At 58.8% G+C, this 20,559-nt stretch carries 8 protein-coding genes, 4 tRNA genes and 5 rRNA genes; 13 read left to right on the forward strand and 4 right to left on the reverse strand.

What is annotated here, in order from left to right; translation table 11 throughout:
* Nucleotides 1-18 precede the first annotated feature (18 nt).
* Nucleotides 19-993, forward strand: coding sequence for a Bug family tripartite tricarboxylate transporter substrate binding protein (locus tag AC3A6R_RS22020; RefSeq protein WP_487865583.1), 975 nt, complete (start codon nucleotides 19-21; stop codon nucleotides 991-993).
* Nucleotides 994-1,015: 22 nt separating this feature from the next.
* Here AC3A6R_RS22020 and AC3A6R_RS22025 read toward each other — a convergent pair whose 3' ends face one another.
* Together AC3A6R_RS22025 and AC3A6R_RS22030 are read right to left on the reverse strand one after the other, a co-directional pair.
* Nucleotides 1,016-2,203 carry a toxin-antitoxin system YwqK family antitoxin gene (locus tag AC3A6R_RS22025; RefSeq protein ID WP_487865584.1) on the reverse strand — a complete coding sequence of 396 codons (1,188 nt, stop codon included), beginning with the start codon at nucleotides 2,201-2,203 and terminating at the stop codon, nucleotides 1,016-1,018.
* Nucleotides 2,200-2,613, reverse strand: coding sequence for a VOC family protein (locus AC3A6R_RS22030; protein WP_487863242.1), 414 nt, complete (start codon nucleotides 2,611-2,613; stop codon nucleotides 2,200-2,202). Before AC3A6R_RS22030 ends, AC3A6R_RS22025 begins: the two co-directional genes overlap by 4 nt.
* A gap of 94 nt (nucleotides 2,614-2,707) precedes the next feature.
* On the opposite strand from AC3A6R_RS22030, the gene AC3A6R_RS22035 reads away from it, so the two are divergent.
* From AC3A6R_RS22035 to AC3A6R_RS22045, 3 genes are all read left to right on the forward strand, one after another.
* Nucleotides 2,708-3,934 carry a TraB/GumN family protein gene (locus tag AC3A6R_RS22035; protein ID WP_487865585.1) on the forward strand — a complete coding sequence of 409 codons (1,227 nt, stop codon included), beginning with the start codon at nucleotides 2,708-2,710 and terminating at the stop codon, nucleotides 3,932-3,934.
* Nucleotides 3,935-3,945: 11 nt separating this feature from the next.
* Nucleotides 3,946-4,311 (forward strand): DUF2946 family protein, encoded by a 366-nt coding sequence (locus AC3A6R_RS22040; RefSeq protein ID WP_487865586.1) that lies wholly within the window; start codon nucleotides 3,946-3,948, stop codon nucleotides 4,309-4,311.
* A 134-nt stretch (nucleotides 4,312-4,445) separates the two neighbouring features.
* Nucleotides 4,446-5,348 carry a copper chaperone PCu(A)C domain-containing protein gene (locus tag AC3A6R_RS22045; RefSeq protein ID WP_487865587.1) on the forward strand — a complete coding sequence of 301 codons (903 nt, stop codon included), beginning with the start codon at nucleotides 4,446-4,448 and terminating at the stop codon, nucleotides 5,346-5,348.
* Between the two features lie 7 nt (nucleotides 5,349-5,355).
* Here the strand turns inward: AC3A6R_RS22045 and AC3A6R_RS22050 are convergent, their stop codons facing one another.
* The gene (locus tag AC3A6R_RS22050; protein ID WP_487865588.1) at nucleotides 5,356-7,104 is read right to left on the reverse strand and encodes a phospholipase D family protein; all 1,749 of its coding nucleotides are present in this window, start codon (nucleotides 7,102-7,104) and stop codon (nucleotides 5,356-5,358) included.
* Between the two features lie 84 nt (nucleotides 7,105-7,188).
* Nucleotides 7,189-9,090 (reverse strand): ATP-binding cassette domain-containing protein, encoded by a 1,902-nt coding sequence (locus tag AC3A6R_RS22055; protein ID WP_487865633.1) that lies wholly within the window; start codon nucleotides 9,088-9,090, stop codon nucleotides 7,189-7,191.
* A gap of 588 nt (nucleotides 9,091-9,678) precedes the next feature.
* On the opposite strand from AC3A6R_RS22055, the gene AC3A6R_RS22060 reads away from it, so the two are divergent.
* The 9 genes from AC3A6R_RS22060 to AC3A6R_RS22100 all read left to right on the forward strand — a co-directional run bounded on the left by AC3A6R_RS22060 (nucleotide 9,679) and on the right by AC3A6R_RS22100 (nucleotide 20,455).
* A 16S ribosomal RNA gene (locus AC3A6R_RS22060) occupies nucleotides 9,679-11,213 on the forward strand.
* Nucleotides 11,214-11,292: 79 nt separating this feature from the next.
* Nucleotides 11,293-11,369 (forward strand) — tRNA-Ile (locus tag AC3A6R_RS22065).
* A gap of 28 nt (nucleotides 11,370-11,397) precedes the next feature.
* Nucleotides 11,398-11,473: transfer RNA gene (locus AC3A6R_RS22070), tRNA-Ala, on the forward strand.
* A 321-nt stretch (nucleotides 11,474-11,794) separates the two neighbouring features.
* Nucleotides 11,795-14,670 (forward strand): 23S ribosomal RNA (locus tag AC3A6R_RS22075).
* A 127-nt stretch (nucleotides 14,671-14,797) separates the two neighbouring features.
* Nucleotides 14,798-14,910 (forward strand): 5S ribosomal RNA (rrf, locus tag AC3A6R_RS22080).
* A gap of 553 nt (nucleotides 14,911-15,463) precedes the next feature.
* Nucleotides 15,464-16,998: ribosomal RNA gene (locus AC3A6R_RS22085) — 16S ribosomal RNA — on the forward strand.
* Between the two features lie 79 nt (nucleotides 16,999-17,077).
* Nucleotides 17,078-17,154 (forward strand) — tRNA-Ile (locus AC3A6R_RS22090).
* Between the two features lie 28 nt (nucleotides 17,155-17,182).
* Nucleotides 17,183-17,258: transfer RNA gene (locus AC3A6R_RS22095), tRNA-Ala, on the forward strand.
* 321 nt (nucleotides 17,259-17,579) lie between these two features.
* Nucleotides 17,580-20,455 (forward strand): 23S ribosomal RNA (locus tag AC3A6R_RS22100).
* The 16S, 23S and 5S rRNA genes sit together here with 4 tRNA genes alongside, the layout of an rRNA operon.
* Nucleotides 20,456-20,559: the final 104 nt, after the last annotated feature.

Raw genomic sequence — 20,559 nt, forward strand, 5'->3', positions numbered from 1 at the left:
AACCTGGAGATGACCTTCATGGACCGCCGTACCCTTCTTGCCACGCTCGCCTCGGGCGCCGCCGTGGCCGCCGCGCCGCTCGCCCGCGCGCAGGACTATCCCTCGCAACTGATCCGCTGGGTCGTTCCCTACCCGGCGGGCGGCGGCACCGACGTGATCGCGCGCTCGCTCGCCGAGGCCATGCGCCCGGCGCTGGGCCAGCAGATCGTGGTCGACAACCGGCCCGGCGCATCGACCAACATCGGCGCCGACCTGGTCGCCAAGAGCAAGCCCGACGGCTACACCGTGCTGTCGGCCGACAACGCCGTGCTGGCGTTCAACGAGCACCTGTTCGGCAAGCTGCCGTTCAGCCCGGAGAAGGACTTCAGCTACATCGGCGCGATCGGCAAGTTTCCGCTCGCGCTGGTGGTGCACCCGGACTTTCCGGCCAAGAACTTCAAGGAGTTCCTTGCCTACGTGAAGGCCAATCCGGGCAAGGTCAACTACGCGTCGCCCGGCAACGGCTCGCCGCACCACCTGGCGATGGAAATGTTCAAGGTGCGCACCGGCACCTTCATCACCCACATTCCCTACCGCGGCGCCGCGCCGGCCATGGCCGACGTGATGGGCGGCCAGGTGCCGTGCATGTTCCTCGACCTGGCCTCGGGCCTGCCGATCATGAAGGGCAACAAGGTGCGCGTGATGGCGATCGGTTCGGGCGCGCGCAGCAAGCAGCTGCCCGAGGTGCCGACGCTGGCCGAGGTGGGTGTCTCCAATTCGGAGGTGTTCGCCTTCCAGGGCGTGCTCGGGCCGGCCGGCATGCCTGCAGCGGTGGTGGCCAGACTCAACAGCGAGCTCAACCGCGCCTTCAGCCAGCCCCAGGTGCAGAAGCGCTTCGACGATTTCGGCATGGAGGCGATGCCCGGCACGCCCGAGCAGTTCGCGGCGCTGTCGCGCGCCGAATCGCGGCGCTGGGGGCCGATCATCAAGCAGGCCGGCATCAAGCTGGACTAGATGACTAGATGCCGCGCGTGTTTCAGCGCGCGTAGGCCTTGCGCGAGCCGTCCTCGAAGACCTCGTCGTCGGAAAGCGGCTCGCCGTTCTCGTCCCAGCTGCGCTCGCGCGTCACGCGGCCCTTGGCATCGAAGCTCGATTCGGCGAGCAGGACGCCGGTTTCGCTGAAGCGGCGGTGCGTGCCGATCGGCACCTGTCGCCCGCGAACCGCCGCCTTGAAGCGGCCCTGGGCAGCGCGCTGGCCGGTGTCGTAGAACTCGGTGATCTCGACGGTGCGTGCCTCGCCGCTGCCGCTGAAGGCCGAGCGGCCCCGCGGCTGGCCGTTGAGGTAGTAGCTGTCGTCCCCGATCGGCACGCCCGCGCTGTTCCAGCGCTGGTCGCGGATCAGCGTGCCTTTCTCGGAGAACGCCTGCTCGCGCTGCTTGACCGCGCTCCGCTCGAGCAGCAGCCAGGCGGTTTCACGCCGCTTCACGCCTTCGGACGAGAACTGGCGCTCGATGCGCTGGTTGCCGATGGTCTCGTCCAGCACTGCGGGCTTGCCGTTGTCGTAGAAGCTCTGTGAACGCACCCGCTTGCCCATGGCAAACGACAGCCGCGAGCGCAGCACCCCGCGCGCATCGAAGAGCTCGACCTGCGACGGCCCGCCGATAAAGCCGCAGAGCTTGGCGTCGTCCACGGCCGGCGCGAGCATCGGGGTTTCGCCGCAGCGCAGCGCCGACAACTGCCCGCGCTCGGTGAATTCGGCGAAAGCCCGGTCGGTGCCGATGGTCGGATAGAAGGTGGCGCGGCGCAGTTGGCCTCCTGGATGGAAGCTGCGCACCAGCCCGCGCTCCTGGCCGTCGTCGTAGACCGCTTCGCGCAACACCTGCCCGTTGGGCGCGAACTCACGCGCCAGGCCGTGGATGTTGCCCGCGGCGTTGAGGATGTGCTCCCGCGCGAGCTTGCCCTTCTCGTAGAAGCGCACCAGGCCCATGAAGACGCCGTTCTGCAGTTGCTGCTCGCGCTGGAGTTCGCCGCTGTCGCGGTGCTTGCAGCGCATGAGGCCGGTCTTGCCCGCCGTGCTGCCGCCGTCCGACGGGTTCACGCTGCGGCCGTTGAGCTCACAGTCGAGCACGGCGGCATGCGCCGCGCCGCCCCAACAAAGCAACGCCAGGGCGATTGCGGCCGCGACCGCACCGGCTCGCGAGGTGGCGCGGCGCAGCAGGCTCATTTGTCGTAAAGCGAGGCGAGCGACCGGAAGCCCTTGGCCTCGATCGGATTGCCGAACGGATCGAGGAAGAACATGGTCCATTGCTCTCCGGGCTCGCCCTCGAAGCGCACCTGCGGCCGCAGCACGAACTCGGTGGCCGCTGCCTCGAGCCGCGCGGCCAGCGCCTGCCAGTCGGGCAGTTCGAGCACGACACCGAAATGCGGCATGGGCACCAGCGCGCTGCCCACCTGGCCGGTGCGCGTGGTGGCGAAGGGCTCGCCGAGGTGCAACGAGATCTGGTGGCCGAAGAAGTCGAAATCGACCCAGGTGTCGGTGCTGCGGCCTTCGGCGCAGCCCAGGACGTCGCCATAGAAACGGCGCGCCGCGTCGAGATCTCGGACGTGGAAGGCGAGATGGAAGATGCTGTGCATGTTCCGGATTATGGAGAGCGGTGCTGTGAGAATGCCGGACTTGTTTACATTTATGGAGCAAGCCTTGCGGATACTCCGGATCCTGGTTGCGCGGATGCGCGACACCGATCACCAGCGGCGCCTGCGCCCCTCCTTTTTCTTCGGGCTACCGCGCCTGCTGCTGGCGGGCGCCTGTGCCGTGCTGGCGGTCGCGGCGCACGCGGCCTGCCCGCCTTCGGCCATTGCGAGCCTCGGCAAGGGCGGGGCCGTCGGCCAGTGGAATGCCGTGGACCGCGGGCTGCTGTGGCGCGCCGATCGCGACGGCCGGACCTCCTGGCTCTACGGCACCCTCCACGTTGGCCGCGCCGAGTGGGTGCGGCCCGGGCCGACGGTGCAGAAGGCGCTCGAGCAAAGCGATGCGCTCGCGCTTGAGCTGGACGTGCGCGACCAGGCCGCGATGCGCCCACTGACGCAGCCTGCGGACCCCGCCGTGGTCGGGCGCATTCTCAACGGCGAGCGCGCCCGCCGGCTCGCGCGCCAGAACGAGGCCGCCTGCATGGAGCCGGGAAAGACGGCCGGGCTGCAGCCGATCCTGCAGGTGATGGCGTTGGCCGGGCTGGTGGCCCGCGCCGACGGGCTGTATCCCGAATTCGGCGTGGACGAGTCGATGGCGGTTGCGGCCCGGAACAACGGCACCCCGGTGTTCGCGCTCGAGACCGCCGCCGCGCAGCTGAACGCGCTGACCGGCGGCTCCGAAGCCGAGCAGGCCGAGCAGATCGACGCCGCGCTCGGCGAACTCGAATCGGGCCAGCTGCGAGCGCAGATGAAGGAGCTCGCCGACATCTGGTCACGCGGCGATGCCGAAAAGCTCGGCCGCTACCCGGAGTGGTGCAACTGCCTCAACACGCCCGCCGAGCAGCGGCTCATGAAGCGCTTGCTGGACGACCGCAACCCGGGCCTCGCGGACGGCATCGAGCGCATGCACGTCGGGGGCAAACGCGTGTTCGCGGCGGTCGGCGCGCTGCACATGGTCGGGCCGCAGAGCCTGCCGGCGATCCTGGCATCGCGCGGGTTCAAGGTGACGGCGGTGCCGCTGGTGGCCCAGCCGGCGGCGGCCTTGCCGGCCGCGCCGGCCCCCAAGGCGGCCCGTGCGGAACCGGCCGCACGCAGTGCACGCGGCGCACGGGCCGCGCCATCGTCTCGCGCTGCGCGGGGTGGCAAGACGGCCACGACCAGATCGTCGGGCGCAAAGACCGCCGCGAAGACCGGCAGCCGCAAGGCGGCGAGCGCCAAGCCCGCGACGCGGGCCGCCCCGGCGGCCAAGGGCAAACAGCGCCGATAATCACCAGCGCCATGCAACTGCTGCGAAACCGCTCCCGCTTCTTCGGCCTTCTCGGCCGCGGGGTGCTGCTGTGGTTCGTGCTCTCGCTCGGCGCGGCAGCGGCCTCGCCGCTGGTCCATCCGCAGGCCGTGGAACTGGTGTGCTCCAGCGCCGGCGCGGTCAAGGCCGTGGTCCAGACCGACGACGGTGTGCAGGAACTGGGCGCCGCGCACCTGGACTGCCCGCTGTGCGTGCTGACGGGGGCGCCGCCGCCGTCGCGGGTGGCGCAGGCCTCGGCCTTTGCGTTGCCGCCGGAGCGCGCGCTCCGGTCGGCGCCTTCGCGCACTGCCGCCGCCAGCGCGGCACCGCTTCCGGCACGCGGGCCTCCAGCCGCCTGACGCCGCCGCCCCGGGGCGCACGCAGTGCCCCAGTGCCGCACCCGGCGCAAATTGCCTGTCCGCCTGCTGCCCTGCGCGTCCGAATGCGACCGCGGGCGGCGAACCATTTTTTGCCTTCCTTTCTAGGAGTTCCCATGAACCCACTGCACCTTCCACGCAAGGCGGCCGCGGCCGCTGCGTTGCTCGCCGGCGCGGCAGCCGCCTGTGCCCACGTCACGCTGCCGGGCGGCGGCGCGACGGTCGGCAGCGACTACAACGCCGCCTTCCGTGTCGGCCATGCCTGCGAGGGCGCCAAGGCCACGACGGGCCTGGCGGTCCGCCTGCCCAAGGGCTTCATCCTGAGCGACGCGCAGGCACGCAAGGGCTGGAAGCTCGACGTACAGAAGAACACTGGCGACGGCGAAGTGCGCTGGACCGCCGAAAACCCGCAGGCGGCGCTGCCAGCCGGCGAACGCGCCGAGTTCGTGCTGCGCGGCAAGGTGCCGAGCACGCCGGGGACGCTGTGGTTCAAGGTGCAGCAGACCTGCGACGTCGGCAGCATCGACTGGGCCGAGGTGCCGGCGTCGGGCACGTCGACTGCCGGGCTCAAGAGCCCAGCGGCCAGGCTCGAGGTGGTGGCGCAGGGCGTCGCCACGGTCGATGTGCGCGATGCCTGGGTGCGGCCGTCGGTGCCGGGACAGAGCGGCACCGGCGCCTTCATGAAGCTGACCGCACCGGCTGGCGGCAGGCTGGTCGGCATCTCGACGCCGGCCGCGGGCGTCGCCGAGATCCACGAAATGAAGATGGAAGGCGACACCATGCGGATGCGAGAGCTGCCGCGCGGCCTCGAGCTGCCGCCGGGGCAGACCGTGGAACTCAAGCCCGGCGGCTACCACGTGATGATGATGGATCTGAAGCAGGCGCTCGCGAAAGGAGCGACCGTGCCGGTCACGCTGAAGTTCGAGGACGCGAAGGGCCAGAAGACCTCGCTCGAGCTGAAGCTGCCGGTGGGCGCGCCGGCGGGCACCGCAGCACCGGCCCACCAGCACAAGCACTGAACGCCGCTTACAGCAACGCGTCGGGCGCCAGCGGGCCGAACAGCTTCAGCAGCAGGCGCAGCGTGAGGCTCGCATCGGGCTCGGTCGAGGTGTCCTTGAGGCCGCTGCCTTCGGGCGCGTGCCAGACCAGCGAGCGCTTGTCCTTGTCGAGTTCGACGCGCCACGAGCCTTCGCGCATGCCGCGCTCGATCTGCGCCGAGGCCGCGCGCGAGAGTTCGCCGCTTCGCACCAGGAGCGCGATCTCGGTGTTCTGCAGTTGCGAGCGCAGGTCGAGGTTCATGGAGCCCACCACGAGCAACTGGCCGTCCATCACCAGCACCTTCGAATGCAGCATCGAACGCGATGCCCCGGGGGCGCCGCTGCCCGACGAGCCGAAGGCGTTGCTGACCGTTGCCTGCTCGCTGCGCAGTTCGAAGAGCTCGACACCGATCCTGAGCAAATCCTCGCGGTGCCGCGCGTAGCCGACGTGCGCTACCGGCGCGTCGTTCGATGCCAGCGAGTTGGTCAGCACGCGGATGCGCACCCCGCGCTGCTTGGCGGCGGCGAATGCCTGCTTCATGTCCGGACCGGGCACGAAATAGGGCGAGATGATGAGCAGATCGCTGCGCGCCTGGCCGATCAGCTGAAGCAGGCCCTCGACCACGGTCTCGCTGCCGGCCGCTATGTCGGACGAGGCCTCGAGTGACGCGGCGCGCCGTGACGATCCGGCCGCATCGCCCGGTTGGCTCACTACGAGGCCCGGCGCCTTGTCGGCGCCGCGTTCGGCGGGGATCTTTTCCGGCTGGTCGGCGAGCATCACCGCGGGCGCCCAGACGAAGCGCGCGGTTCTGAGGTCGAGCGGCTTTTCGTCCCAGGCGCGGGCCAGCTGCGCGGGCGTGGGCGCGGCGCCGGGTTTCTGTTCGCCATTGGGCGGTGCCGGGGCTGGTGCCGGCGCTGTGTTCTCCGCGGAGGCCGCCTTCTCTTCGGTCAGCTCCCGCTCCGCCTTCTCGGCGCGCGCGCGGATGGCCTGCAGTTCTTCGCGCTGGATCAGCGATTGGACGGGGTAGGCGCGCTCGTTGTTCCAGTAGCTGTCGAAGCTGCGCGAAAGGTCGCGCACGATCGGTCCCGCCGCAAGGATGTCGAGATCGATGAAGTTGCCGTTGAGCGCGTTGCCGAAATACGCGTCGCCGAGGTTGCGCCCGCCGGTCACGCCGAGCACGTTGTCGGCCAGGAAGAGCTTGTTGTGCATCCGCTGCTGGATGCGCGAGACATCGCCGATCGAGTTGACCATGCGCGCGAGCGACGAGTCGCGCTTTCCGGCCAGCGGGTTGAACAGCCGCATCTCGATGTTGGGAACGAAGGCCAGGCCCAGGACCAGCGCGTCCTTGCCGGTGCTGTGGAAATCGTCGAGCAGGATGCGCACCCGCACCCCTCGCTCGGCCGCCGACCGGATGCCGCGCAGCAGGCGCGCGGTGCTCGCGTCGGCGTGGATGGCGTAGTACTGCAGGTCAAGCGTCTTCTGCGCGCCCTGGATCAAGGCCAGCCGGCTGCCGTAGGCCGCGGGCGGGCCGCCCAGCAACAGGAAGCCCGATTCAAAGCGCGCGCCATCGGCCTTGCGCCGCTGCTGGACCAGGGCCTCGAGCGCTGTGCCGCCTGGCGAGGCGATCGCCGTCGAAACCGGACGCTCCACGTGCTTCGGCAGCTCTGCGCAGGCGCCTTGCAGCACCAGCATCAGCAGAGCGATGGACCGGCCGACGAACGTGTAAATGGATGGCATGCTGCTTCCCGGAGCTTGGAAACTGCATATATAGCCTACTCTGCAGTAGACCCGCGTCGGACAGCGGGAGCGGCCGGTAGGGTGCTATCGCTTGACCGTGAGCTCTTCCTGGCGCTCCAGCGCCGCCAGCAGTTCGTCGTCGATCTGGGCATGGCGCTGGCTCAGCTCGGCGGCGCGCGACGCGTCGGTGGCGTAGATCGCGCCGCCATCGAGTGCCAGCATTTCGGCGATGCGCTTCTGCTCCGCCTCGAGCGCTTGGATCTGCGCCGGCAGTGCGTCGAGCTCGCGCTGTTCCTTGTAGCTGAGTTTCTTGCGCGCAGCGGTGGGCACAGGGGAGGGCGTGGATGCCGGCGCCGACGCAGCGGCGGGTGCTGGCGCGGCGGGGCTCGTGGGCTGGCGCTGCTCGGCGATCTCCCGCGCACGCTTCGACTGGATAAGCCAGTCCTGCACGCTGCCCTCGTACTCGCGCCAGTGGCCATCGCCTTCGAAGGCGATCGTGCTGGTCACCACGTTGTCGAGGAAGGTGCGGTCATGGCTGACCAGGAACACGGTGCCGTCGTAGTCCTGCAGCAGGCCTTCGAGCAGTTCCAGTGTGTCGATGTCGAGGTCGTTGGTCGGTTCGTCCAGCACCAGCACGTTGGCGGGCCGCGCGAACAGCCGGGCCAGCAGCAGGCGGTTGCGTTCACCGCCGCTGAGCGAGCGGACCGGCGAGTTGGCCCGCGCCGGCGAGAACAGGAAGTCGGAAAGGTAGCTCTTCACGTGCTTGCGTTGGCTGCCGATCTCGATCCATTCGCTGCCGGGACTGATGAAGTCCTCGAGCGTGGCGTCGAGGTCGAGCTTGTCGCGCATCTGGTCGAAGTACGCCACCTGCAGGTTGGTGCCGCGGCGGATCTTGCCGCTGTCGGGTTCGAGTTCACCCAGGATGAGCTTGAGCAACGTGGTCTTGCCGGCGCCGTTGGGGCCCAACAGGCCCACCTTGTCGCCGCGCAGGATGGTGCCGGTGAATTTCCGCACGATCGTCTTGTCGCCGAAGGATTTGCTGGCTTCGGTGAGTTCGGCGACGATCTTTCCGCTCGATTGGCCCGCCGCCACGTCCATGTTGACGCTGCCTTGCACGTCGCGGCGTGCCCCGCGGCTTGCCCGCAGTGTTTCGAGCCGGCTGATGCGGCTCTGGCTGCGCGTTCGGCGAGCTTCCACCCCCTTGCGGATCCAGATTTCCTCCTGGGCCAGCAGCTTGTCGGCCTTGGCGTTGATCACCGCTTCCTGGGCGAGCTGTTCCTCTTTTTGCAGCAGGTACTGTTCGAAGTTGCCTGGATAGGAATGCAGCTTGCCACGGTCCAGCTCCACGATGCGGGTGGCGACACGGTTCAGGAAGCTGCGGTCATGGGTGACGGTGACCACGCTTCCCTTGAAATCGATCAGCAACTGCTCCAGCCATTCAATGGAATCCAGGTCAAGGTGATTGGTCGGCTCATCCAACAGGAGCACGTCCGGTGCGGCGACCAGTGCCTGCGCCAGGGCCACGCGTTTGCGCGTACCGCCGGAGAGCGAGCCGACGCGCGCATCGCGGTCCAGGTGGAGCCGGTGCAGCGTTTCCTCGACGCGCTGTTCCCAGTTCCAGGCGTCAAAGGCCTCGATCTGCGACTGCAGCGCGTCCAGGTCGAGACCCTCGGCGCCCGACAAATAGAGATCGCGCACGGCAATGACAGATGCCAGCCCTTGGCTGGCGGCGGTAAAGACGTCGGCCTCCGGATCGAGCTGCGGCTCCTGGGCCACATAGGCGATCCGCAGGTTTTGCTGCAGTTGCAGCGTGCCGTCGTCGGTTTTCTCGAGCCCGCCCAGTATCTTGAGCAGGGACGACTTGCCTGCACCATTGCGGCCGATCAGGCCGATGCGTTCAGATTCCAGAAGAGAGAAGTCCGCATGGTCGAGCAGCGGAACGTGGCCGAACGCGAGTTGGGCGTCAAGGAGTGTGATGAGTGCCATGTGGCACGGATTATCGGAGCAGCCTCCTTTCCGTACCGGGCAGCGCGCAGCGCTGCCCGGTACGGAAAGCCTGCGGTGATTTTGTTGGCGGCAGTCTTGCAACACACAAGATTTGGCATATACTCGTGGGCTCGACTGATACTGCCTCACGGCACTTCAAGCGACTGCCCTCAAGGGGTGGCGGCAAGAAGGTAGAGGTCGAAAAAAACTTCCTTCGAAGTTGACGCGGTTTGAAAAAGCAGTGCATAATCGAAGGCTTCGCTGAACGACTTCAGCGCCCTGTGACAGAAGTTGCGGAGTGCGGAAAAGAAGAAGTGGCAGCGAAAAAAGTTTGACGGTTCTTCAAAAACCGTGTTAGACTACAAGGCTTCGCTGATCGCAGCAAAGCAAGACGAAGTAAACGATAAGTTGCTTCGGGGTTCATTAAAAATCTACAGCCGATAAGCGTGGGCGTTTGAAGGTAATTGCGTAAGTTCTTCGGAACAAGTCGCAAGACTTAAAAACGCTCATGAGAATAGAAGTGAAGTTCACTTCAATTCCGTTTTTGTGAGTTTTGCCTGGTCGCGAGATCAGGCGCAAATCAAGATCGAACTATAGAGTTTGATCCTGGCTCAGATTGAACGCTGGCGGCATGCCTTACACATGCAAGTCGAACGGCAGCGCGGGAGCAATCCTGGCGGCGAGTGGCGAACGGGTGAGTAATACATCGGAACGTGCCCAATCGTGGGGGATAACGCAGCGAAAGCTGTGCTAATACCGCATAAGATCTACGGATGAAAGCAGGGGATCGCAAGACCTTGCGCGAATGGAGCGGCCGATGGCAGATTAGGTAGTTGGTGGGGTAAAGGCTCACCAAGCCTTCGATCTGTAGCTGGTCTGAGAGGACGACCAGCCACACTGGGACTGAGACACGGCCCAGACTCCTACGGGAGGCAGCAGTGGGGAATTTTGGACAATGGGCGAAAGCCTGATCCAGCCATGCCGCGTGCAGGATGAAGGCCTTCGGGTTGTAAACTGCTTTTGTACGGAACGAAACGGCTCTTTCTAATACAGAGGGCTAATGACGGTACCGTAAGAATAAGCACCGGCTAACTACGTGCCAGCAGCCGCGGTAATACGTAGGGTGCAAGCGTTAATCGGAATTACTGGGCGTAAAGCGTGCGCAGGCGGTGATGTAAGACAGTTGTGAAATCCCCGGGCTCAACCTGGGAACTGCATCTGTGACTGCATCGCTGGAGTGCGGCAGAGGGGGATGGAATTCCGCGTGTAGCAGTGAAATGCGTAGATATGCGGAGGAACACCGATGGCGAAGGCAATCCCCTGGGCCTGCACTGACGCTCATGCACGAAAGCGTGGGGAGCAAACAGGATTAGATACCCTGGTAGTCCACGCCCTAAACGATGTCAACTGGTTGTTGGGTCTTCACTGACTCAGTAACGAAGCTAACGCGTGAAGTTGACCGCCTGGGGAGTACGGCCGCAAGGTTGAAACTCAAAGGAATTGACGGGGACCCGCACAAGCGGTGGATGATGTGGTTTAATTCGATGCAACGCGAAAAACCTTACCCACCTTTGACATGTACGGAATCCTTTAGAGATAGAGGGGTGCTCGAAAGAGAACCGTAACACAGGTGCTGCATGGCTGTCGTCAGCTCGTGTCGTGAGATGTTGGGTTAAGTCCCGCAACGAGCGCAACCCTTGTCATTAGTTGCTACATTTAGTTGGGCACTCTAATGAGACTGCCGGTGACAAACCGGAGGAAGGTGGGGATGACGTCAAGTCCTCATGGCCCTTATAGGTGGGGCTACACACGTCATACAATGGCTGGTACAAAGGGTTGCCAACCCGCGAGGGGGAGCTAATCCCATAAAACCAGTCGTAGTCCGGATCGCAGTCTGCAACTCGACTGCGTGAAGTCGGAATCGCTAGTAATCGTGGATCAGAATGTCACGGTGAATACGTTCCCGGGTCTTGTACACACCGCCCGTCACACCATGGGAGCGGGTTCTGCCAGAAGTAGTTAGCCTAACCGCAAGGAGGGCGATTACCACGGCAGGGTTCGTGACTGGGGTGAAGTCGTAACAAGGTAGCCGTATCGGAAGGTGCGGCTGGATCACCTCCTTTCTGGAAACAAGCAATTTAATTTAAACGCCCACACTTATCGGTTGTTGGAAGAAGTCGAAATCTTCATTGATTCTCGATTGGGTCTGTAGCTCAGCTGGTTAGAGCACCGTCTTGATAAGGCGGGGGTCGTTGGTTCGAGCCCAACTAGACCCACCAAATCTTCTGATTTCTCGTGTGAGAGTTTGGGGGATTAGCTCAGCTGGGAGAGCACCTGCTTTGCAAGCAGGGGGTCGTCGGTTCGATCCCGTCATCCTCCACCAATAAATCGATACTTAAATTCAACACCAAAGCAGCTTTGTGCGCGAGCATGAGGCTTCTTTGTTGTTGATCGAGATCTCTTGATCAATCGGCTGTTCTTTAAAAATTCATAGAGTCGAATCAGCGTTGCTGATGGAAACTGCACATTCGTAAAGGTTTAGTGCAGACCGTGCCATCAGCAACATAGAATTTTTGATTGCGTCAAAAGAAACTTCAATTTCGAATCAAATCGAATTGAATGTACGGCATAACGCGTCAGGTGAAAGACCTGACATATTCCTTGAAATGATTTTGTAGTTTCGCAAGAGACATCAAAGTTATAGGGTCAAGTGAATAAGAGCACGTGGTGGATGCCTTGGCAATGATAGGCGACGAAGGACGTGATAGCCTGCGATAAGCTTCGGGGAGCTGGCAAATTAGCTTTGATCCGGAGATTTCCGAATGGGGAAACCCACCTGCAAAGGTATCGCATGATGAATACATAGTCATGCGAGGCGAACCGGGTGAACTGAAACATCTCAGTAGCTCGAGGAAAAGACATCAACCGAGATTCCGAAAGTAGTGGCGAGCGAAATCGGAAGAGCCTGTTAGTGATAGCACAAGACATAACGGAACAGTTTGGAAAGACTGGCCATAGCGGGTGATAGCCCCGTACGTGAAATGACCTGTGTGGTACTGAGCTAACGACAAGTAGGGCGGGACACGAGAAATCCTGTCTGAATATGGGGGGACCATCCTCCAAGGCTAAATACTCATCATTGACCGATAGTGAACTAGTACCGTGAGGGAAAGGCGAAAAGAACCCCGGGAGGGGAGTGAAATAGATCCTGAAACCGCGTGCTTACAAAAAGTAGGAGCCTCGTAAGGGGTGACTGCGTACCTTTTGTATAATGGGTCAGCGACTTACATTCAGTGGCAAGGTTAACCGAATAGGGAAGCCGTAGAGAAATCGAGTCCGAATAGGGCGATCAGTCGCTGGGTGTAGACCCGAAACCAAGTGATCTATCCATGGCCAGGATGAAGGTGCCGTAACAGGTACTGGAGGTCCGAACCGACTAGTGTTGCAAAACTAGCGGATGAGCTGTGGATAGGGGTGAAAGGCTAAACAAACTTGGAAATAGCTGGTTCTCTCCGAAAACTATTTAGGTAGTGCCTCAAGTATTACCATCGGGGGTAGAGCACTGTTTTGGCTAGGGGGTCATGGCGACTTACCAAACCAAGGCAAACTCCGAATACCGATGAGTACAGCTTGGGAGACAGAGCACCGGGTGCTAACGTCCGGACTCAAGAGGGAAACAACCCAGACCGCCAGCTAAGGTCCCTAAAATTGGCTAAGTGGGAAACGAAGTGGGAAGGCTAAAACAGTCAGGATGTTGGCTTAGAAGCAGCCATCATTTAAAGAAAGCGTAATAGCTCACTGATCGAGTCGTCCTGCGCGGAAGATGTAACGGGGCTAAGCCAGTTACCGAAGCTGCGGATTTGCAATTTATTGCAAGTGGTAGGAGAGCGTTCTGTAAGCCTGTGAAGGTGCGTTGTAAAGCGTGCTGGAGGTATCAGAAGTGCGAATGCTGACATGAGTAGCGTTAAAGGGGGTGAAAAGCCCCCTCGCCGTAAGCGCAAGGTTTTCTACGCAACGTTCATCGGCGTAGAGTGAGTCGGCCCCTAAGGCGAGGCAGAGATGCGTAGCTGATGGGAAACAGGTCAATATTCCTGTACCGATTGTTAGTGCGATGTGGGGACGGATCTTAATAGGTCATCCAGTTATTGGATTATTCTGGTTTAGTTGGATGTAGGCGTGCATTAGGCAAATCCGGTGCACATATACCGAGGCCAACGATCGAGCGGACTTGTCCGTGAAGTGACTGAACGAGGTTCCAGGAAAAGCCACTAAGCTTCAGCTAACAACGACCGTACCGCAAACCGACACTGGTGCGCGAGATGAGTATTCTAAGGCGCTTGAGAGAACTCAGGAGAAGGAACTCGGCAAATTGACACCGTAACTTCGGAAGAAGGTGTGCCCTATTAGTGTGTAGTGAACAACGAAGCATGAATGGGTTGCAAAAAATCGGTGGCTGCGACTGTTTATTAAAAACACAGCACTCTGCAAACACGAAAGTGGACGTATAGGGTGTGACGCCTGCCCGGTGCTGGAAGATTAAATGATGGGGTGCAAGCTCTTGATTGAAGTCCCAGTAAACGGCGGCCGTAACTATAACGGTCCTAAGGTAGCGAAATTCCTTGTCGGGTAAGTTCCGACCTGCACGAATGGCGTAACGATGGCCACACTGTCTCCTCCTGAGACTCAGCGAAGTTGAAATGTTTGTGATGATGCAATCTCCCCGCGGAAAGACGGAAAGACCCCATGAACCTTTACTGTAGCTTTGTATTGGACTTTGAACAGATCTGTGTAGGATAGGTGGGAGGCTTTGAAGCAGGGTCGCTAGATCTTGTGGAGCCAACGTTGAAATACCACCCTGGTGTGTTTGAGGTTCTAACCTAGGTCCATTATCTGGATCGGGGACAGTGCATGGTAGGCAGTTTGACTGGGGCGGTCTCCTCCCAAAGCGTAACGGAGGAGTTCGAAGGTACGCTAGTTACGGTCGGACATCGTGACGATAGTGCAATGGCATAAGCGTGCTTAACTGCGAGACTGACAAGTCGAGCAGATGCGAAAGCAGGACATAGTGATCCGGTGGTTCTGTATGGAAGGGCCATCGCTCAACGGATAAAAGGTACTCTGGGGATAACAGGCTGATACCGCCCAAGAGTTCATATCGACGGCGGTGTTTGGCACCTCGATGTCGGCTCATCTCATCCTGGGGCTGTAGCCGGTCCCAAGGGTATGGCTGTTCGCCATTTAAAGAGGTACGTGAGCTGGGTTTAAAACGTCGTGAGACAGTTTGGTCCCTATCTTCCGTGGGCGCTGCAGATTTGAGGAAGCCTGCTCCTAGTACGAGAGGACCGGAGTGGACACACCTCTGGTGTATCGGTTGTCACGCCAGTGGCATTGCCGCGTAGCTAAGTGTGGAAGAGATAACCGCTGAAAGCATCTAAGCGGGAAACTCGTTTCAAGATGAGATCTGCCGGGGCCTTGAGCCCCCTAAAGAGTCGTTCAAGACCAGGACGTTGATAGGTCAGGTGTGGAAGCGCAGTAATGCGTTAAGCTAACTGATACTAATTGCTCGTGCGGCTTGACCCTATAACTTTGATCGGTCAGATCAAGGTGTTATGCCAAGTTGACGCATTCAAAATAATTCGCCAAAGCTGATTCCAAACTCTATGAATTCGTTGTATTGATCATGTGATCAGTACGACAACAAGTTATGCCTGATGACCATAGCGACGTGGTACCACTCCTTCCCATCCCGAACAGGACAGTGAAACGCGTCAGCGCCGATGATAGTGCGGGTTCCCGTGTGAAAGTAGGTCATCGTCAGGCTCTTACAGCCAAGAAAAGCCCAGCCCCGAAAGGGTTGGGCTTTCCTTTTTGTGTGAGCACCCAGAAGGTGCTCACACAAAAGGGCAAGCAAACAGTGTCTCTCGAGGCGCTGCGAGCAAGCTTCGAGGCATTCGCTCTCTGCGAGTGAGTGCCTTGAAAGCCCCAAGAAAAAACTTCCTTCGAAGTTGACGCGGTTTGAAAAAGCAGTGCATAATCGAAGGCTTCGCTGAACGACTTCAGCGCCCTGTGACAGAAGTTGCGGAGTGCGGAAAAGAAGAAGTGGCAGCGAAAAAAGTTTGACGGTTCTTCAAAAACCGTGTTAGACTACAAGGCTTCGCTGATCGCAGCAAAGCAAGACGAAGTAAACGATAAGTTGCTTCGGGGTTCATTAAAAATCTACAGCCGATAAGCGTGGGCGTTTGAAGGTAATTGCGTAAGTTCTTCGGAACAAGTCGCAAGACTTAAAAACGCTCATGAGAATAGAAGTGAAGTTCACTTCAATTCCGTTTTTGTGAGTTTTGCCTGGTCGCGAGATCAGGCGCAAATCAAGATCGAACTATAGAGTTTGATCCTGGCTGAGATTGAACGCTGGCGGCATGCCTTACACATGCAAGTCGAACGGCAGCGCGGGAGCAATCCTGGCGGCGAGTGGCGAACGGGTGAGTAATACATCGGAACGTGCCCAATCGTGGGGGATAACGCAGCGAAAGCTGTGCTAATACCGCATAAGATCTACGGATGAAAGCAGGGGATCGCAAGACCTTGCGCGAATGGAGCGGCCGATGGCAGATTAGGTAGTTGGTGGGGTAAAGGCTCACCAAGCCTTCGATCTGTAGCTGGTCTGAGAGGACGACCAGCCACACTGGGACTGAGACACGGCCCAGACTCCTACGGGAGGCAGCAGTGGGGAATTTTGGACAATGGGCGAAAGCCTGATCCAGCCATGCCGCGTGCAGGATGAAGGCCTTCGGGTTGTAAACTGCTTTTGTACGGAACGAAACGGCTCTTTCTAATACAGAGGGCTAATGACGGTACCGTAAGAATAAGCACCGGCTAACTACGTGCCAGCAGCCGCGGTAATACGTAGGGTGCAAGCGTTAATCGGAATTACTGGGCGTAAAGCGTGCGCAGGCGGTGATGTAAGACAGTTGTGAAATCCCCGGGCTCAACCTGGGAACTGCATCTGTGACTGCATCGCTGGAGTGCGGCAGAGGGGGATGGAATTCCGCGTGTAGCAGTGAAATGCGTAGATATGCGGAGGAACACCGATGGCGAAGGCAATCCCCTGGGCCTGCACTGACGCTCATGCACGAAAGCGTGGGGAGCAAACAGGATTAGATACCCTGGTAGTCCACGCCCTAAACGATGTCAACTGGTTGTTGGGTCTTCACTGACTCAGTAACGAAGCTAACGCGTGAAGTTGACCGCCTGGGGAGTACGGCCGCAAGGTTGAAACTCAAAGGAATTGACGGGGACCCGCACAAGCGGTGGATGATGTGGTTTAATTCGATGCAACGCGAAAAACCTTACCCACCTTTGACATGTACGGAATCCTTTAGAGATAGAGGGGTGCTCGAAAGAGAACCGTAACACAGGTGCTGCATGGCTGTCGTCAGCTCGTGTCGTGAGATGTTGGGTTAAGTCCCGCAACGAGCGCAACCCTTGTCATTAGTTGCTACATTTAGTTGGGCACTCTAATGAGACTGCCGGTGACAAACCGGAGGAAGGTGGGGATGACGTCAAGTCCTCATGGCCCTTATAGGTGGGGCTACACACGTCATACAATGGCTGGTACAAAGGGTTGCCAACCCGCGAGGGGGAGCTAATCCCATAAAACCAGTCGTAGTCCGGATCGCAGTCTGCAACTCGACTGCGTGAAGTCGGAATCGCTAGTAATCGTGGATCAGAATGTCACGGTGAATACGTTCCCGGGTCTTGTACACACCGCCCGTCACACCATGGGAGCGGGTTCTGCCAGAAGTAGTTAGCCTAACCGCAAGGAGGGCGATTACCACGGCAGGGTTCGTGACTGGGGTGAAGTCGTAACAAGGTAGCCGTATCGGAAGGTGCGGCTGGATCACCTCCTTTCTGGAAACAAGCAATTTAATTTAAACGCCCACACTTATCGGTTGTTGGAAGAAGTCGAAATCTTCATTGATTCTCGATTGGGTCTGTAGCTCAGCTGGTTAGAGCACCGTCTTGATAAGGCGGGGGTCGTTGGTTCGAGCCCAACTAGACCCACCAAATCTTCTGATTTCTCGTGTGAGAGTTTGGGGGATTAGCTCAGCTGGGAGAGCACCTGCTTTGCAAGCAGGGGGTCGTCGGTTCGATCCCGTCATCCTCCACCAATAAATCGATACTTAAATTCAACACCAAAGCAGCTTTGTGCGCGAGCATGAGGCTTCTTTGTTGTTGATCGAGATCTCTTGATCAATCGGCTGTTCTTTAAAAATTCATAGAGTCGAATCAGCGTTGCTGATGGAAACTGCACATTCGTAAAGGTTTAGTGCAGACCGTGCCATCAGCAACATAGAATTTTTGATTGCGTCAAAAGAAACTTCAATTTCGAATCAAATCGAATTGAATGTACGGCATAACGCGTCAGGTGAAAGACCTGACATATTCCTTGAAATGATTTTGTAGTTTCGCAAGAGACATCAAAGTTATAGGGTCAAGTGAATAAGAGCACGTGGTGGATGCCTTGGCAATGATAGGCGACGAAGGACGTGATAGCCTGCGATAAGCTTCGGGGAGCTGGCAAATTAGCTTTGATCCGGAGATTTCCGAATGGGGAAACCCACCTGCAAAGGTATCGCATGATGAATACATAGTCATGCGAGGCGAACCGGGTGAACTGAAACATCTCAGTAGCTCGAGGAAAAGACATCAACCGAGATTCCGAAAGTAGTGGCGAGCGAAATCGGAAGAGCCTGTTAGTGATAGCACAAGACATAACGGAACAGTTTGGAAAGACTGGCCATAGCGGGTGATAGCCCCGTACGTGAAATGACCTGTGTGGTACTGAGCTAACGACAAGTAGGGCGGGACACGAGAAATCCTGTCTGAATATGGGGGGACCATCCTCCAAGGCTAAATACTCATCATTGACCGATAGTGAACTAGTACCGTGAGGGAAAGGCGAAAAGAACCCCGGGAGGGGAGTGAAATAGATCCTGAAACCGCGTGCTTACAAAAAGTAGGAGCCTCGTAAGGGGTGACTGCGTACCTTTTGTATAATGGGTCAGCGACTTACATTCAGTGGCAAGGTTAACCGAATAGGGAAGCCGTAGAGAAATCGAGTCCGAATAGGGCGATCAGTCGCTGGGTGTAGACCCGAAACCAAGTGATCTATCCATGGCCAGGATGAAGGTGCCGTAACAGGTACTGGAGGTCCGAACCGACTAGTGTTGCAAAACTAGCGGATGAGCTGTGGATAGGGGTGAAAGGCTAAACAAACTTGGAAATAGCTGGTTCTCTCCGAAAACTATTTAGGTAGTGCCTCAAGTATTACCATCGGGGGTAGAGCACTGTTTTGGCTAGGGGGTCATGGCGACTTACCAAACCAAGGCAAACTCCGAATACCGATGAGTACAGCTTGGGAGACAGAGCACCGGGTGCTAACGTCCGGACTCAAGAGGGAAACAACCCAGACCGCCAGCTAAGGTCCCTAAAATTGGCTAAGTGGGAAACGAAGTGGGAAGGCTAAAACAGTCAGGATGTTGGCTTAGAAGCAGCCATCATTTAAAGAAAGCGTAATAGCTCACTGATCGAGTCGTCCTGCGCGGAAGATGTAACGGGGCTAAGCCAGTTACCGAAGCTGCGGATTTGCAATTTATTGCAAGTGGTAGGAGAGCGTTCTGTAAGCCTGTGAAGGTGCGTTGTAAAGCGTGCTGGAGGTATCAGAAGTGCGAATGCTGACATGAGTAGCGTTAAAGGGGGTGAAAAGCCCCCTCGCCGTAAGCGCAAGGTTTTCTACGCAACGTTCATCGGCGTAGAGTGAGTCGGCCCCTAAGGCGAGGCAGAGATGCGTAGCTGATGGGAAACAGGTCAATATTCCTGTACCGATTGTTAGTGCGATGTGGGGACGGATCTTAATAGGTCATCCAGTTATTGGATTATTCTGGTTTAGTTGGATGTAGGCGTGCATTAGGCAAATCCGGTGCACATATACCGAGGCCAACGATCGAGCGGACTTGTCCGTGAAGTGACTGAACGAGGTTCCAGGAAAAGCCACTAAGCTTCAGCTAACAACGACCGTACCGCAAACCGACACTGGTGCGCGAGATGAGTATTCTAAGGCGCTTGAGAGAACTCAGGAGAAGGAACTCGGCAAATTGACACCGTAACTTCGGAAGAAGGTGTGCCCTATTAGTGTGTAGTGAACAACGAAGCATGAATGGGTTGCAAAAAATCGGTGGCTGCGACTGTTTATTAAAAACACAGCACTCTGCAAACACGAAAGTGGACGTATAGGGTGTGACGCCTGCCCGGTGCTGGAAGATTAAATGATGGGGTGCAAGCTCTTGATTGAAGTCCCAGTAAACGGCGGCCGTAACTATAACGGTCCTAAGGTAGCGAAATTCCTTGTCGGGTAAGTTCCGACCTGCACGAATGGCGTAACGATGGCCACACTGTCTCCTCCTGAGACTCAGCGAAGTTGAAATGTTTGTGATGATGCAATCTCCCCGCGGAAAGACGGAAAGACCCCATGAACCTTTACTGTAGCTTTGTATTGGACTTTGAACAGATCTGTGTAGGATAGGTGGGAGGCTTTGAAGCAGGGTCGCTAGATCTTGTGGAGCCAACGTTGAAATACCACCCTGGTGTGTTTGAGGTTCTAACCTAGGTCCATTATCTGGATCGGGGACAGTGCATGGTAGGCAGTTTGACTGGGGCGGTCTCCTCCCAAAGCGTAACGGAGGAGTTCGAAGGTACGCTAGTTACGGTCGGACATCGTGACGATAGTGCAATGGCATAAGCGTGCTTAACTGCGAGACTGACAAGTCGAGCAGATGCGAAAGCAGGACATAGTGATCCGGTGGTTCTGTATGGAAGGGCCATCGCTCAACGGATAAAAGGTACTCTGGGGATAACAGGCTGATACCGCCCAAGAGTTCATATCGACGGCGGTGTTTGGCACCTCGATGTCGGCTCATCTCATCCTGGGGCTGTAGCCGGTCCCAAGGGTATGGCTGTTCGCCATTTAAAGAGGTACGTGAGCTGGGTTTAAAACGTCGTGAGACAGTTTGGTCCCTATCTTCCGTGGGCGCTGCAGATTTGAGGAAGCCTGCTCCTAGTACGAGAGGACCGGAGTGGACACACCTCTGGTGTATCGGTTGTCACGCCAGTGGCATTGCCGAGTAGCTAAGTGTGGAAGAGATAACCGCTGAAAGCATCTAAGCGGGAAACTCGTTTCAAGATGAGATCTGCCGGGGCCTTGAGCCCCCTAAAGAGTCGTTCAAGACCAGGACGTTGATAGGTCAGGTGTGGAAGCGCAGTAATGCGTTAAGCTAACTGATACTAATTGCTCGTGCGGCTTGACCCTATAACTTTGATCGGTCAGATCAAGGTGTTATGCCAAGTTGACGCATTCAAAATAATTCGCCAAAGCTGATTCCAAACTCTATGAATTCGTTGTATTGATCATGT

It is taken from the genome of Variovorax sp. Soil_C_19 (assembly GCF_057657255.1).